This is a genomic window from Actinopolymorpha sp. B9G3 (assembly GCF_040120725.1).
In the GTDB taxonomy this organism is placed as follows: domain Bacteria; phylum Actinomycetota; class Actinomycetes; order Propionibacteriales; family Actinopolymorphaceae; genus Thermasporomyces.
Genome location: NZ_JBEEAB010000002.1, coordinates 428654 through 443784, shown reverse-complemented (window position 1 = coordinate 443784; position 15131 = coordinate 428654). Strand labels below are relative to the sequence as shown.

The window sequence follows — 15131 nt, the reverse complement described above, 5'->3', positions numbered from 1 at the left end:
CGTGGACCGCTCCGATTGCTGTGTTGTGCGTAGGGAGCGGCCGGGCCTGGCCGGGCCGCTCCCGCCTGTCACGTTACCGTCGCAGGCCGAGCCGCTCGATCAGGGAGCGGTAACGCGAGATGTCTTCCTTCATGACGTAGTTGAGCAACCGGCGCCGCTGCCCCACGAGGAGCAACAGGCCCCGCCGGCTGTGGTGGTCGTGCTTGTGGGTCTTGAAGTGCTCGGTCAGGTGGTTGATCCGATGAGTGAGAATCGCGACCTGGACCTCGGGCGAGCCGGTGTCGCCCTCTTTGGTTGCGTACTCGGTGATGATCTGCTTCTTCGTCGCAGCGTCGAGCGACACGATGCTCCTTCCGGGATTCCGTTGCGCGGCGCGCCAGGGCGGGTTCACCTGGGCACTCTTGATCCGCGGCCGGTCTACGGCACCGGTCAGGTTACCAGCCGTAACCTGACCGACTGGAATCGGTGCGGCTCCACGCGTTCCGAGGAATGATCACGCACGCGTGATCATTCCCACCGATGCGCGGTAAATGGCCGTGCATCGTTGGTATTTGCCATGCGTGCGTGATCATTCCGGGGGCTCGGCGGCGAGGATCTCGCGCACCATTTCGACGTCGCGGGTCATCTGCTCCACCAGGGCGTCGACGGAGCCGAAGCGGGCCTGACCGCGTACGCGGTCGACGAAGGACACCGCGACCGTGCGGCCGTAGAGCTCCAGATCGTCACGATCCAGTACGTAGGACTCAACCCGGCGCGGCTCCTCGCCGAACTGCGGATTCGTGCCCACCGAGATCGCGGCCGGCAGAGGCTCGTGCCATCCCGCGTCGTCATCGGTCCGCACCCGCAGCCAGCCGGCGTAGACCCCGTCGGACGGTAGTGCCATCCCCCCGGCGGCCGGGACGTTCGCCGTCGGGAAGCCGAGCTCACGCCCCCGGTGCGCGCCCTCGACGACCGTGCCGTCGACCCGGAACGCGTGGCCGAGCAGGGCGCGCGCCTGGGCGACGTCGCCGTGCTCGAGGCAGCGCCGGACGCTGGTGGACGAGACCGCCCTGGTGTCGATCGGCCGGCCACCGTCGCTTTCCTCGCAAGCGCCGGGATCCTGCCGGATGAGGCCTTCGACCTCGAAGCCCAGCTCTGCGCCGAGCCGGCGCAGGAGCGCGACATCTCCGGCGGCCTTGAACCCGAACCGGAAGTCGTCGCCGACGACGATCGCCACCGGGCGTAGCGCGCCGACGATCTCGCGGACGAACTCCTCGGCGGGCTGGTGGGACCGCTGCTGGTCGAACGGGACGACGAGCACGGCGTCGGTGGAGTACTCCTCGAACAGCTCGGTCCGGCGTTCGATCGTCGCCAGCAACGGGGGTACGGCGTCGGGACGGACCACCGCCATCGGGTGCGGGTCGAAGGTCACCACGACGGCCAGCGCACCCAGCTCGCGGGCCCGCTCGACGGTGCGCCCGATCACGCGCTGGTGACCCCGGTGTACGCCGTCGAAGACACCGATGGTGACCACCGTCGGTCCGGTGTCCTGCGGCACGTCGGTGAGGTCTCGCCAGCGCTGCATGCACGTCTCCATCGTTGTCGCCCGGATCATCGTCGGGTGCCGGACACCAGGAGCGTCTGCCCCCCGGGTCAAGGGTGCCAGATGGCATGTGCGACCACTCGGGCGAACCGGACCACTGCCCACAGGCTGTCGCGAGGTCACGCCCTGCCTGATACGTCCGGGCAGCCTTGTCCGGGATCGCGGAGGTACTTAGTCGGCGGTGGCGGTGACGTGGTAGACGCGGCCGCCCCAGCCGTCATCGGGATACGAGTCCGACACCCGCAGGTAGGTCGCCTTGTCTGGACCGAGGTACGGCGTCAGGTCGATCACCTGATCGGCCTTGTTGCTGCCGTCGGTGATACGCCGTTCCTCCCTCAGCACGGTGGTCCAATGCTCGCCGTCCGGGCTGACGTCGACGACGTACTCGTTGTCGATGGTGACAGTGGCCCGAGCCGTGGTGGTGTCGTTCGGGAAGGGGAACTTGTAGACAAAGTAGCGGTTGCCGTCGGCGAAGCGGTTCTGGACGCCGTTGCTCTGGGAGCCGTCGGCATCCCACAGCCACGGCCGTTCGTCGACCGTGCCGGTGTCGAAGTCGACCTGGTGCGCGACCAGCACGTCCGACCGAGTGCTGAAGGACAGCCCAGGCGCGGCGGTGACCGTCGCCGACACGTCGTGGTGACCGTTCTCGGCGGTCGCCGGGACCGTCACCTCGACCGGGAACGTGCCACTCACCGGGTGCGCGCTGCCCCGCGGGTTCAGGGTGATTTCCCCACTACTGGGCGAGACGGTCCAGCCGTCCGGCGCCTCGACCGTCACCCGGGCGGTCACCGGTTCCGACGCCGGTCCGGTGACCGACACCCCGATGGTGGCCTGGACCTTGGTGGTGCCGGTGCTGGCGGGCATCACGACCGGCTGCGCGGGCGAGGTGGTCGCGCCGAGGGAGTGCTTCGGTGCCGGCACCGGAATGTCGGCGATCAAGGCGCTCAGTGCGCTGGCCTGGGTACGCCAGTCGAACGCGTTGGGATGCTCGGTGGTGGTGCCACCGGCCCAGCGGGCCCCGAGTCGATCGGCGGCGTCGCGATCGCGCTCCCAGATGGTCGCCGCCTGCGTGGCCACGAACGCTCGGTAACGTGCCTCACCTGTGGTGTCGGCGAGATCCATCAGGTAGCGCAGGAAGATTCCCTTGAACTGCTTGGAGTTGTCGCTGCAGCTCCGATCGGGCGCGTCACAGACCTCGGTCAGTACGCCGTCGACGGTCAGCCCGCCATCGATCGCGGCATCGGCGAGCCGGCGCGCCGTGCTCAGCAGCTCCGGGTCACCGGTCGCCCGCCAAAGCTCGAGCGCCGCACCGATGGCCAAGCCCTGGTTGTACGTGTAGACGTTCTGCCCGTTGTTCCGGCAGTCGTTGTTCAAGCCGTCGTTGACGAGGTTCGAGGAGTTGATCATGCCGCTGCCGACGAACCAGTCCCACGCGGACTGAGACCGGGCCAGCCAGAGCTTGTCCCCTGGGATGCGGTTGTGCAGTTCGGCGGTCAGGCGGATGAACTGCCCGTTGGTCACGGCGTTCTTGTACGTCCTCTCCCCATCCCACCAGACACCGCCGCCACAGGTCGAATCCCAGTACTCGTAGGTGAACTCGGCGATCGTGACCGCCATCCGAAGGTACTTGCGGTCACCGGTGAGGTCATAGGCCTGGATCCAGTTCAGAGCCCACCATTCGCCGTCGTCGATGGCGCGACTGGTGAAGTTGCCCCACAGCTCGTCGCTGGACAACTCGCCGGCCGGGAATGTGCCCTTGTTCTGCTCGAACGTCCTGTCCAGCTGCGGCAGGAAGCGCCGGTCACCGGTGCGCTGCATGTAGTCGCCGATTGTCTGGAGGGAAACGGCGGAGTTCCACCAGCTGGAGGGGAACCACGCCTTCACCGGGTCGTACGACGACATCAAGACGTCGGCCGCGACGCGTGCTCGCGCCACCGCGGTCGACCCGTCGGCAACTGTCGCCTCGGCCGGCCTGGTGTCGGCGGCAGCGGCGGGCGCCATGCCGATGAGCATGCCGATGAGTCCGATGAGGACGGTTCGGACCCGGCGACGAAGGGGCACTGTGGGCACGACGCAACCTGCCTTCTCGAGGTACGCAGTGATCACCGTGAAACCTACGGGACGGGTCGCAGGCTGTGACATGCGTGCAGGAGTCGGACAGTAGCGGGCCAGAACAGGACAGTGAGCCGACGTTCGTTGCCGACCACAGGGGCCGGGAACCGGCCCATGGCCCCGGCGATCAAAGGGCTCGCGGGATCAAGGCGATCGAGGTGATGAACGGATGCGGCGGCGTGCTCAACCGGCGAACACGGCGACCGGCTTGGCGCCTTCGTCGGTGTCCTCGTACAACGCGAGGAAGGTACCGTCCGCCGCGAAGATCGCCACCGGCCCGCCACCGACCTGGACACCCGGCAGCTTCTGCCCGAACGTCACCAGCCGGGCGGTGGCGTCGTCGACGTCGAAGCGGGGAAATGTCTGGGCCGCCACCTCGCCGATCGGGACGATCGCGAAGGCGCGTTCCAGCTCGTCGAGAGTCCGAGCCATGTCCAGGCCGTACACACCGACGCGGGTACGCCTGAGGGCGGTCAAATGCCCTCCCACACCCAGTGCAGCTCCGAGGTCACGGGCCAGCGCCCGGATGTAGGTGCCGCTGGAGCACTCAACCGTCACGTCGAGATCGACCACGTCGCCGACGTGGCGCACGTCGTGGACGTCGAAGCGTCGGACGACGACGCTGCGCGCGGGAAGGTCGACCGATTCGCCCATCTGTACCTTTCGGTACGCCCGCTCTCCCGCGACCTTCACCGCCGACACCGACGATGGCACCTGGAGGATCTCGCCGGTCAGATCGCCGATCGCCTGCTCGATCCGCTCTCGGGTGAGGTCCCCGGCCGGCGCTCCGCCCACGACCGTCCCCTCGGCGTCGTCGGTGTGGGTCGTCTGGCCCAGCCGGATGGTCGCGTCGTACGTCTTCTCCGTGAGCGCGAGGTGGCCAAGCAGGCGGGTGGCGCGTTCGATACCGAGGACCAGCACACCGGTCGCCATCGGGTCGAGCGTGCCCGCGTGGCCCACCCGTCGGGTGTGGGCAAGCCGGCGAAGCTTCCCCACCACGTCGTGGGAGGTCCAGCCTGCCGGCTTGTCCACCACGACGATCCCATCGACCGCCGCTGTCACTGCTCCGTCACTCCCCTGTCACTCCTCGTCCTCCTCGGGCGGCGAGCGGTACGGATCGGCATCCCCGGCGTACATCGCCCCGGCCGCCCGGCGCGCCACCTCGGCGTCAGACTCTCTGGCCTGTTGGAGCAGGTCCTCGATGTGCGAGGCGGTCTCCGGCACTGCATCAGGAACGAATGTCAGGCTCGGAGTGTGCCGGAGCCCGAGCTGGCGCCCCACCTCCGAGCGGATCAGCCCCGTCGCGCTGGCGAGGGCCGCAGCCGTGCCGGCCCGGTCCTGGTCGCCGCCGAACACCGTGTAGAACACGGTCGCGTCGCGAAGGTCGCCGGTGAGACGGGCTTCGGTCACCGTCACGAAACCGAGCCGCGGATCCTTGACCCGGCGCTCGAGCATTGCCGCGACAATGACATGGATCCTGTCGGCGAGCTGGTTCACCCGCGTCTGGTTCATGACCATCCTCTCCTCGGCGGTCTGTCAGTGGATGTCACGAAACGTCCCGATCGTCGCCAGCGGCGAACAGCTGCCGGTGGGCCACCAGCAGCTCAACCTCTGGACGTGCGGCCAACGCACGCTCGATCGAGTCCAGGACGTCCCGACACCGGCTGCCGTCCCCGCTCACCACGGCGACGCCTATCTCCGCCCGACGATAGAGGTCGTGATGTGCGGTCTCGGCGACCGAGACCTGAAACCGTCGCTGGACCTCGGCGATGATCGGCCGTACGACCGACCGCTTCTGCTTCAGCGACCGCACGTCCCCCAGCCGCAGATCCACCCGCAAAGTCCCAGTGAACACCTCAGACCTCACCCATCAGAAGAACCCCCACCCGCGCGGCACACAGAACCCGCACCTACCGCCCCTGGGCCCGTCACCTGCCGGCAGCCGAGCACGGCAGGGTCCGGCCAGCCCGGAGGTGTTCCGGTGGTTCGTCCGTGTCGAGACGTCAAGCGCGGGCGGCATTCCCACGTTCGTACGGGACGAACATCCGCGAGCTTGCGAGCGCCCAGTTCCGTACGAACCCGGCACCGTCCGTGTCAGTCCGACACGGACGAACCATCGGAACACCGACCCCCAGCCAGGCGGCCGGACCCTGCCGGGCCCGGCCTACCCAGCCGTCAGTTGCGAGGCTTCTCCCGCATCTCGAACGTCTCCACCACATCGCCGACCTTCACGTCGTTGAAGTTGTGCAGGGTGAGACCGCACTCGAAGCCCTCGCGGACCTCGGTGGCGTCGTCTTTGAACCTGCGCAGCGACGCGATGTCGGTGCTCTCGAGGACGACCGTCCCGTCGCGGACCAGCCGGGCCTTGGAGTTGCGCCGGATCGTTCCACTCTGGACGAGACAGCCGGCGATCGTGCCGAACTTGCTCGACCGGAAGACCTCGCGCACCTCGGCCGTGCCGAGCTGGACCTCTTCGTAGATCGGCTTGAGCATGCCCTTGAGGGCCGCCTCCACCTCGTCGATGGCCTGGTAGATCACGGAGTAGAACCTGATCTCCACGCCTTCGCGCTCGGCGAGACGCTCGACCGACCGACCCTGCGCCCGGACGTTGAACCCGATGATGATCGCGTTGTCGATCGTCGCCAGGTTGATGTCGTTCTCCGTCACCGCACCAACGCCGCGGTGCAGGATCCGAAGGTCGATCTCCTCGCCCACGTCGATCTTGGCGAGGGCATCCTCCAACGCCTCGACCGAACCGGACACGTCGCCCTTGATGATGAGGTTGAGTGCCTGACGCTCCTCGAGCAGCTTGCCGATGTCATCGAGGCTGACCCGCTTGGTGCGCTGGGCGAACGACGCGTTGCGTACGGCCGCCTCCCGCTTCTCCGCGATCTGGCGAGCTACCCGGTCGTCGGAGACGACCAGGAAGTTGTCGCCGGCGCGCGGAACAGCGGACAGACCGAGCACCATCACCGGTCGCGACGGCCTGGCCTTGTCGACCGACTCGCCGTGCTCGTCGAGCATCGCCCGCACCCGGCCGTACGCCGGGCCGCACACGATCGAGTCGCCGACCGAGAGCGTGCCCCGCTGGACCAGGACGGTGACGACGGGACCGCGGCCCTTGTCGAGGTGCGCCTCGATCGCGATGCCCTGCGCGTCCTGCACGGGGTTGGCGCGCAGATCGAGTGCCGCGTCGGCGGTGAGGACGATCGCCTCGAGCAGCCCGTCGATGTTGGTCCGGGCCCGCGCGGAGATGTCGACGAACATCGTGTCGCCGCCGTACTCCTCTGGCACCAGGCCGTATTCGGTGAGCTGCCCACGTACCTTCGCCGGATCGGCGTCCGGCACGTCGATCTTGTTGACCGCCACGACGACCGGGACTCCGGCCGCCTTGGCGTGGTTCAACGCCTCGATGGTCTGCGGCATCACACCGTCGTCGGCCGCCACCACCAGGACGGCGATGTCGGTCGACTGGGCGCCACGGGCACGCATCGCCGTGAACGCCTCGTGACCAGGCGTGTCGATGAAGGTGATCTTGCGTTCGATGTCATCGACCTCGGTCGAGACCTGGTAGGCGCCGATGTGCTGGGTGATGCCGCCCGCCTCGCCTGCCACGACGTCCTCGTTGCGGATCGCGTCGAGCAGCTTGGTCTTTCCGTGGTCGACGTGACCCATCACCGAGACCACCGGCGGTCGCGCCTGCATGTCGACGTCTTCGCCCTCGTCCTCACCGAACTCGATGGAGAACGACTCGAGCAGCTCGCGGTCCTCGTCCTCGGGCGAGACCACCTGGATGTCGTACTGAAGCTCGGCACCCAGGAGTTGCAGGGTCTCGTCGCTCACCGACTGGGTAGCCGTGACCATCTCGCCGAGATGGAACATCACCTGGACGAGCGACGCGGCGTCGGCGCCGATCTTCTCGGCGAAGTCGGTGAGGCTCGCACCACGGGGCAGGCGTACGGACTGACCGTTGCCGTGCGGAACCCGCACGCCACCGATCGCCGGCGCCTGCATGTTGTCGAATTCCTGGCGCTTCTGGCGCTTGGACTTGCGGCCCCTGCGGACCGGACCTCCGGGACGCCCGAAGGCTCCCGCCGTGCCGCCACGTCCACGGGCACCCGGACGGCCACCGCCGAAACCACCGCGGGGGGGTGCGCCCGCCGGCGCTCCTGGCCGACCGCCACCGCCGCCGGGCCCACCACGACCGCCGCCGGGGCCACCACGACCGCCGCCGGGGCCACCACCAGGTCCGCCACGGCCGCCGCCTGGCGCACCGGTCCTGCCACCCGGGCCACCGGTCCGCGCACCCGGGCCACCGCGACCGCCAGGTCCTCCGGGACCACCGCCCGGGCCACCGCGGCCGCCGGAGCGACCCGCCGGAGCCGGCCGGGACGGCATCATGCCCGGGTTGGGGCGAGGACCGCCTGGCCGGTCAGCGCCACGCTCGGGACGCTCCGGCGTCGCCGCGGGACTGGATCCCGCGCCTGTGCCGGCGCCACCGTCCTCGCGGCGCGGACCACCCGGGCCCGGGCGCTCCGCGCCAGGACCGCGCATACCGGTCGTCGAGGTGAAGGGGTTGTTGCCTGGACGCGGACCCGTGCCATGGCGTGGTCCGGACGGCCTGGGCCGTGCCTGGTCGCTGCCCTGGCCCGGCCCACGGGTACGGCCGCCGGCCGGTCCGCCGCCCTGACCGGGGCGGGGTGGGCGGGAGGGAGCAGGGCCCGGACGGGGTGTCGGGGCGGGGCGTGGCGCCGGGCGTCCTGGTTCACGGAAGCCGGGTTCGGCCGGCCGCGGGGGCGCTGGCCTGGTCTCGTTCGGCTGCTCCGCCGCGGGTTGCGGCACCGCAGGGCGTGGCGCCGGTGTCTGCGGTACCTCCGGCGTCACCGGCTCAACAGGCGCGGCGACAGCCGGCCTGGAGGGCGGTGCCGGCCGCGGCGGTGCCGGCTTCGCACCCTCGATCGGGGACTCCTGGCGAGCGGCGACCTCAGCCGCCGGGGACTCAGCCGCCGGGGACTCAGCCGCCGGGGACTGGGCGGCGGGCTTCGCCGTCGTTGACTTCTTCGTGGACTTCTTCGCTGACGCCTTGCCGTCGGCCCTCGCTCCACCGGCGCCCTCGGTCGCGAACGACTCCTTGAGTCTGCGTACGACCGGCGCCTCGACCGTCGACGATGCCGATCGGACGAATTCACCGAGCTCCTGGAGCTTGGCCATGACGGCCTTGCTTTCGATTCCGAACTCCTTGGCGAGTTCGTAGACCCGGACCTTTGCCACTGCTCTCCTTTGCCGGCCCGGGCCCTCTTCTCGGGTCCAGGCGCTAGTTCCTGCGCGTGCTCATCGCTCGGTTCTCATCGAGTGCTCATGAGCCGCTCGACCCACTTTCTTTTCTTCGGGCGGGGCCCCGGTTGAGACCCTGCCTCTGTTCGCGTGTGTTGCTGTTCTCGGTCTGCGCCTCGACGTGACGGCGGAGCTTCTCGATGTCGATCGGCCCCTGGATGCGCAGTGCACGCGGAAACGCATGTCTCCGCGCAGCCAGCCCGACGCACTCCGGTGTGGGATGTACATGTGCTCCACGACCCGGTGCGTGCCCGGAAACGTCTGGAACGAGCCAGGCCGTTTCGGTGTCACGCTCGAGAACGACTCGGAGGAGTTCGGACTTCGCCGTACGAAGCCGACACCCGACACACGTTCGCACCACGTGCGGACGCGTTTTCGGTTCCCGACCCGTACGACCCACCTTGGGAGAGTGTACCCAGACGCTCCGCGCGGACAGTCCCGACCACCGCGCTCGACCGCTGCGTAGCGCCTACTCCCCGGTGTCCGGGGCGCCGGATCCGCCAGGATTGGTAACCGCTTGTCCGGCATCGGGCGCCGCCACCTCGGTGTCGGGCCGGATGTCGATCCGCCAGCCGGTCAGCCTGGCTGCCAGGCGGGCGTTCTGGCCCTCGCGGCCGATCGCCAGCGACAGCTGGTAGTCGGGCACGATCACCCGCGCCGCCTTCGCTGCCGCGTCGACGACCTTCACCTCGGTGACCCGGGCCGGAGACAACGCCTGCTTGACGTAGTCGGCGGGGTCCTCGGACCAGTCGACGATGTCGATCTTCTCGCCGTGCAGTTCGTTCATCACGTTTCGGACCCGCGCACCGACTGGGCCGATGCAGGCCCCCTTCGCGTTGACCGACGGGTTGTGAGAACGCACGGCCACCTTGGTTCTATGCCCGGCCTCGCGCGCGATCCCGGCGATCTCCACGGTCCCGTCGGCGATTTCGGGCACTTCGAGAGCGAAAAGCTTCTTGACCAGGTTGGGGTGAGTACGCGAGAGCGTGATCTGCGGGCCACGGAACCCCTTGCGGACGGCGACGACGTAGCACCGGAGCCGCTGGCCGTGGTCGTAGCGCTCGCCGGGAACCTGCTCCTGTGGTGGCAGGACACCTTCGACCTTGCCAAGGCTGACGTGCACCAGGCGGGCGTCCTTGCCCTGCTGGATCACCCCGGAGACGATGTCGCCCTCGCGACCGGCGAACTCACCGAACATGTGGTCTTCCTCAGCATCGCGAAGACGCTGGAGGATGACCTGCTTGGCCGTGGTGGCGGCGATCCGTCCGAAGCCGGTGGGCGTGTCATCCCATTCGCGCGGGGACTCGCCGGCCTCCCCCTCGCTGTCCGCGTCAGGGCTGGCCTCTTTCGCCCAGACCGTGACATGACCGGTACGCCGGTCGAGTTCGACCCGGGCGTGCGGCTGAGCGCCTTCGGTGCGGTGATAGGCGATGAGCAGCGCCTGCTCGATCGCTTCGACCACCGCATCGAGCGGAATGTCCTTCTCACGTTCAAGGGCGCGTAGGACCGCCATGTCGATGTCCATCGCTCACCCCTCCCCGTCCACATCGGTCCCGTCGTCGCTGCCACCAGCGGTGGAACGGGAGAACTCGACCTCTACCCGCGCCTTGGCGACGTCGGCGTATTCGACGCGGTGCGTCCGGCCGTCGGTGGCGAGGTGTGCTCCGGTGTCGTCGGCGGCCTCGACCCGGCCGGTGAGCTGGCTTCCGTCGAAGTGGACGACCTTGACCAGCCGCCCGGTGTTGCGCCGCCAGTGTCGCGGCGCCGTCAGCGGGCGGTCGACACCCCGCGAGGTCACCTCGAGGGTGTAGGAACGCTCGCCCATGACGTCGTGTGCGTCCAGGACCTTTCCCACCGTTCTGGACAGGTCGGCGAGCTGGTCGAGCCCGACCCCTCCGTCGGCGTCGACCACGAGCCGTACGACAGTGCGGCGCCCGGCCGGGATCAACTCGACAGCCTCGAGGTCGACGGCGGCGTCAGCGAGGACAGGCGTGAGGAGGTTGGCCACCCGGTCGCGAGCTGCAGAGCCGTGCACGGCGGTCGCCTCCCCTCTCCAGTTATCAGCCCCCATTGCGCTGTGCCGTGGGGCCATGACGGCCAACTCCGGCGAAGTCAGCGTACCCGTCGGTCGAAATGCCGATCAAACCACGTCCAGCTCGGGTTGACAGGAGCCGAGCGGCCACGTGACAAGGCCCTGTCGACGGGGACGAACCGGCGTAAGGGCCAGAGGCCTCCGGTAACGTCACGCGGGTGACAGCGCACATCGAGGGGCCCTCTGGCGGGGGTGTCGAGGGGCACCTCGACCGTCCCCAGGTCCGTTCCCTCACGCCTGGCCCCACGGGAGGCGACACGACCCGCCGGCGGGTCCTCCGGATGGCGACGACCGGTGTCCTGGGAGTACCCGTCGGCCTCGCAACCGGACTGCTGGCCGGTTGTACCGAAGAGGGCTCACGCGCCGGCGGGCCGCTCGCCGGCACGCGGTCGGCGCGGCCGAGCCCGTCCCGCGATCCCGACGTCCCGATCCTGCGAGCGGCAGTGGACGCCGAGGAACGCCTTCTCGAGACGTACGCCGCCGTCGTCGCGCGCCACGGCGGCCTGGCGGAACGGCTCGCGCCCTTCGTCCAGCGGCATGAGCAGCATCTGGCCGCCCTGCGGACTGCGGCCAGTCCCACCGCCGCACCCGCGGCGCCCGCCGGGTCCACCCGCCCGAATGGCGACGCCGGCAAGGCCGCACCGGCCACGCCGGGCGCCGCACTCGCCGCTCTGATCGACGCCGAGCAGGGCGCCGCAGCTGACCGAAACACCGACCTCCGGGCCTCCCGGGGTGGGGAGCACGCCCGGCTCCTGGCGTCGATCGCCGCCTGCGAGGCCACCCACGCCGGTCAACTCGCCGGAGCGGACGCATGAAGCCGGACGAACAGGAGATCGCGGCTCTGCAGCAGGCGCTGGCCGGAGTCCACGCCGCCGTGTGGGGCTACGGCGTCCTCGGTCCACGGCTCGGCGCCGAGGACGCGCGGGGGCGCGCTGCCTACGCCGAGTACCGGTCCCTGCGTGATCAGGTGGCCGCCCTCATCCGGGACCGGTCCTCGGTTCCGGTGGCGGCGCAGGCGGCGTACGCGCTGCCGTTCGAGGTCTCCGGGGTGTCGGCAGCGAAACGGCTCGCTGTGCATCTGGAGGAAGGGTGCGCCGCGGTGTTCGCCGACCTCGTGGCCGACGCCGACCTCCCGGCAGTCAAGGCGTTCGCCGCGCGCATCCTGCACGAGTGCGCCGAACGCCGGCTGGCCTGGGGAGGCACGCCGGTGGCGTTCCCCGGCCTTCCGGAGAAGCGGTAGGACGGCTGAGCCAGACCTTCAGGCCGAACCGGTCGCGCCGGACCGTCATCCCCGCCAGCGGTCGACCAGCGGCAGCAGGTCGGCCAACCGCTGCACGACCGCGTGCGGCTCGCCGTCGACATGGCCACGCTGGACGTCCGGGATGACGCTGTGCGGCACGTGGACGGCACGCATCCCCACCTCGCGGGCGCCGTGGATGTCGTCGAAGAGCCGGTCGCCCACGAACACGCACCTCTCAGGTGAGCTGACCCCCACGGCCCGCATCGCCGCGAGGAATGCCTCCCGGTGCGGCTTGGTCCAGGCGATCTCACTGGTGTAGACCGCCCCGTCGATCAGGTCCAGCACGGCGTCGCGGCGGAACACCAGCTCGTGATAGTCCCGTGGCCACACGGTGTTGGAGAGCACGCCGACCGCCACGCCACGCTCGCGGAGCGCGGTGAACAGGGGCACGACGTCGGGATCGGTGTAGGTGTGGGGATCCCAGTACGCCTGGTAGGCCGCGACCCCTCGCTCGTGCGCCGGTCCGGACGGCACCAGCCCCGCCGCACCGACGATGGCGTCGAAGTCGGTCGCCTTGTGCTCCTCGCGGGCGAGCCGCCAGGCCTCCCCCTCCGCGTCGGTGAGCGCCGCGACGATGGCCTCGTCGTGGTGCGGGTCATAGGCATGGGCGTACGCCCGCCACTGGTCGCCCCACTCGATCGGGTGCCATGGGGTCAGGGTGCCGCCCCAGTCGAAGATCACCGCATCCACCGTCATATCGACCATCTTGCCAACGGCCTCCGACACCCGCTCGCCCGCATGGCCACATCCGGAAGGTCGGAGCGGGTCTCCCGACGGCCGGCTCGCCCTTCACGCCCGGCCGGATGTATCGGTCCGGTGAAGTTTCGAACCGGTTGGTAAGAACTACCGTTCCACCACTTGTCAGACAGTTGCACCGACCTGTCCAATGGCGCGGTGTCTGCCGACCTTGGGTGGGTTTCTCCGCGCAGCATCACCAACGAAGGGGATCGGGGTGGCCGGAATGTCATCGGTGAAGCACTTCTCAGGCAGGCGTCCCAAGTCGCGGGAACGGTTGCTGACCCGCGTCCTCGGAGTGGTCGCTGTCGGAGTGGTTGCTGTCGGAGTGCTCGCCGCCGCGGCCTGCTCGCCGGTCGGGCAGGAGACCGACTCGGGCGCTGGCGACAACTCCGCCAAGCCCGACGAGACCGGCGCGGCCCGGACCACGAACGTCGGTGAGCCGGCAGACCCGGCCGCGGTCAAGGAAGGCGGCGAACTCACCCTCGCCCTCTCGGCCGACCCCGACCTGCTGGACCCGAGCCTCGCGCGCTCGCTCTACAGCCGGTACATCTTCAACGCCACGTGCGAAAAGCTCTATGACACCGACGCAGAGGCCAAGGTCGTCCCGCAACTCGCCACGGACCTTCCGGAGGTCAGTGCCGACGGCAAGACCGTGACCATCAAGGTGCGTACGGGCATCAAGTTCGGCGACGGCACGCCGTTCAACGCCGCTGCGGTGAAGACGTCCCTCGACCGCAACCTCACCCTGCCCGAATCGGCCCGAGTGAGCGAGCTTGGCCCGATCACGAAGGTCGAGGCGCCTGACGACGAGACTGTCGTCATCCACCTGTCGGCCCCCTTCGCGCCCCTCACCGCGGCGCTCGCCGACCGTGCGGGCATGGTGATGAGCCCGGCGCAGCTGGACAAGCTGGGCGACAAGTTCGCCACCGCACCGATCTGTGTCGGCGCGTTCAAGGTCGTGAAGCGGGTGCCGCAGAACTCCATCGAGCTGGAGAAGGACCCGAACTACTACGACGCCGAGGAGGTCTACCTCGACCGGATCGTCTACCGCGTCATCACCGACGCGAGCATCCGCTCGGCCAACCTGCGTTCCGGTGACGCGCAGGTCGCCGACAGCGTCTCGACGCAGGACGTCGCCGCGCTCGAGAAGGAGCAGGCCATCACGCTGCTCGAGTCCGAAAGCCTCGGCTACCAGGGCGTGACGTTCAACATCGGCAACACCGACGGGGTCACCGAGCCGGCGAAGCAAATCGACAAACCGCACGCGAAGGACGCGAAGGTACGCCAGGCGTTCGACCACGCGATCGACCGCGAAGCGCTCGTCAAGACGGTCTTCGCCGACCTCTACTCGGTGGCCTGCTCACCGATCTCCCCGGCGACGGAGTTCACCAGCGACGCCGCTCAGGAATGTCGCGCCCACGACCCTGCCAAGGCCAAGGAACTGCTGGAGGAGGCGGGTGTGAAGACGCCGTACAAGATCGAGATGCTGGCCACCAACACACCGGATGCGTTGCGGATCGCTCAAGCACTGCAGGCGATGGTGAAGTCGAGCGGCTTCGAGATCGTCATCACGCCCACGGAGTTCTCCACTCTGCTCGACCAGCAGGACCGCGGCGACTTCGAACTGCTGCAGCTCGGATGGTCCGGCCGGGTGGACCCGGACGCCAACATCACGAACTTCGTGGGTACGCAGGCCAGCCAGAACGTCTCGGGCTTCTCCGACCCCGAGCTGGACGACCTGCTGACGCGGGCGCGGCAGTCCCAGGACACCGCCGAGCGGGCGGAGCTCTACGGCCAGGTGGCCACCACACTGCGCGAGCAGGAACCGCTCATCTACCTCTACCGCGCGCGCAACCTGACCGGCGTCTCCGACGACGTGAAGGGGGTCCAGGTGTTTCCTGACGGCGTGATCCGGGTCGCCAGGGCGGGACTCACGAAGTAGAAGCCAACGAGGCGACGAGGACGAGCGGACC

Annotated in this window: 14 protein-coding genes; 3 read left to right on the top strand and 11 right to left on the bottom strand. The window is 69.3% G+C overall.

Annotated features, from left to right (window positions below; genetic code table 11):
- Positions 1–73: 73 nt before the first annotated feature.
- The 10 genes from rpsO to rimP form a co-directional block, all read right to left on the bottom strand.
- The gene (gene rpsO / locus ABNF93_RS05180) at positions 74–343 is read right to left on the bottom strand and encodes a 30S ribosomal protein S15 (protein ID WP_349326366.1); all 270 of its coding nucleotides are present in this window, start codon (positions 341–343) and stop codon (positions 74–76) included.
- A 225-nt stretch (positions 344–568) separates the two neighbouring features.
- The gene (locus ABNF93_RS05175; protein WP_349326365.1) at positions 569–1564 is read right to left on the bottom strand and encodes a bifunctional riboflavin kinase/FAD synthetase; all 996 of its coding nucleotides are present in this window, start codon (positions 1562–1564) and stop codon (positions 569–571) included.
- A 189-nt stretch (positions 1565–1753) separates the two neighbouring features.
- Positions 1754–3688, bottom strand: a complete 1935-nt coding sequence (locus tag ABNF93_RS05170; protein ID WP_349326364.1) for a glycoside hydrolase family 76 protein — start codon at positions 3686–3688, stop codon at positions 1754–1756.
- Between the two features lie 189 nt (positions 3689–3877).
- Positions 3878–4756: a tRNA pseudouridine(55) synthase TruB gene (truB, locus tag ABNF93_RS05165; protein WP_349326363.1), complete on the bottom strand. Its 879-nt coding sequence runs from the start codon at positions 4754–4756 to the stop codon at positions 3878–3880.
- Positions 4757–4774: 18 nt separating this feature from the next.
- On the bottom strand, positions 4775–5212 hold the full coding sequence (gene rbfA, locus ABNF93_RS05160; protein WP_349326362.1) for a 30S ribosome-binding factor RbfA: 438 nt from the start codon (positions 5210–5212) through the stop codon (positions 4775–4777).
- Positions 5213–5240: 28 nt separating this feature from the next.
- Positions 5241–5549 (bottom strand): DUF503 domain-containing protein, encoded by a 309-nt coding sequence (locus tag ABNF93_RS05155; RefSeq protein WP_349326361.1) that lies wholly within the window; start codon positions 5547–5549, stop codon positions 5241–5243.
- 320 nt (positions 5550–5869) lie between these two features.
- Positions 5870–8965, bottom strand: coding sequence for a translation initiation factor IF-2 (gene infB / locus ABNF93_RS05150; protein WP_349326360.1), 3096 nt, complete (start codon positions 8963–8965; stop codon positions 5870–5872).
- A gap of 85 nt (positions 8966–9050) precedes the next feature.
- Positions 9051–9386 (bottom strand): YlxR family protein, encoded by a 336-nt coding sequence (locus ABNF93_RS05145; RefSeq protein ID WP_349326641.1) that lies wholly within the window; start codon positions 9384–9386, stop codon positions 9051–9053.
- 111 nt (positions 9387–9497) lie between these two features.
- Entirely contained in the window at positions 9498–10553 is a 1056-nt protein-coding gene (nusA, locus tag ABNF93_RS05140; protein WP_349326359.1) for a transcription termination factor NusA, read from the bottom strand.
- A 3-nt stretch (positions 10554–10556) separates the two neighbouring features.
- Positions 10557–11063 carry a ribosome maturation factor RimP gene (rimP, locus tag ABNF93_RS05135; RefSeq protein ID WP_349326358.1) on the bottom strand — a complete coding sequence of 169 codons (507 nt, stop codon included), beginning with the start codon at positions 11061–11063 and terminating at the stop codon, positions 10557–10559.
- Positions 11064–11278: 215 nt separating this feature from the next.
- Here rimP and ABNF93_RS05130 point away from each other — a divergent pair, with 215 nt between their 5' ends.
- Positions 11279–11935: a hypothetical protein gene (locus ABNF93_RS05130; protein ID WP_349326357.1), complete on the top strand. Its 657-nt coding sequence runs from the start codon at positions 11279–11281 to the stop codon at positions 11933–11935.
- A complete protein-coding gene (locus tag ABNF93_RS05125) occupies positions 11932–12360 on the top strand; it encodes a ferritin-like domain-containing protein (protein WP_349326356.1) in 429 nt (142 codons plus the stop codon). Before ABNF93_RS05130 ends, ABNF93_RS05125 begins: the two co-directional genes overlap by 4 nt.
- Positions 12361–12405: 45 nt before the next feature.
- Here ABNF93_RS05125 and ABNF93_RS05120 read toward each other — a convergent pair whose 3' ends face one another.
- The gene (locus tag ABNF93_RS05120) at positions 12406–13116 is read right to left on the bottom strand and encodes an HAD family hydrolase (RefSeq protein ID WP_349326355.1); all 711 of its coding nucleotides are present in this window, start codon (positions 13114–13116) and stop codon (positions 12406–12408) included.
- Between the two features lie 274 nt (positions 13117–13390).
- Here ABNF93_RS05120 and ABNF93_RS05115 point away from each other — a divergent pair, with 274 nt between their 5' ends.
- A complete protein-coding gene (locus ABNF93_RS05115) occupies positions 13391–15100 on the top strand; it encodes an ABC transporter substrate-binding protein (RefSeq protein WP_349326354.1) in 1710 nt (569 codons plus the stop codon).
- The last annotated feature ends 31 nt before the right edge of the window (positions 15101–15131 follow it).

What these genes read in the sequence shown, in the direction of transcription:
- ABNF93_RS05175 (WP_349326365.1), bottom strand. Translation starts at nt 1,564, where the DNA reads ATGCAGCGCTGGCGAGACCTCACCGACGTGCCGCAGGACACCGGACCG.
- rbfA (WP_349326362.1), bottom strand. Translation starts at nt 5,212, where the DNA reads ATGGTCATGAACCAGACGCGGGTGAACCAGCTCGCCGACAGGATCCAT.
- ABNF93_RS05125 (WP_349326356.1), top strand. Translation starts at nt 11,932, where the DNA reads ATGAAGCCGGACGAACAGGAGATCGCGGCTCTGCAGCAGGCGCTGGCC.
- ABNF93_RS05120 (WP_349326355.1), bottom strand. Translation starts at nt 13,116, where the DNA reads ATGACGGTGGATGCGGTGATCTTCGACTGGGGCGGCACCCTGACCCCA.
- nusA (WP_349326359.1), bottom strand. Translation starts at nt 10,553, where the DNA reads ATGGACATCGACATGGCGGTCCTACGCGCCCTTGAACGTGAGAAGGAC.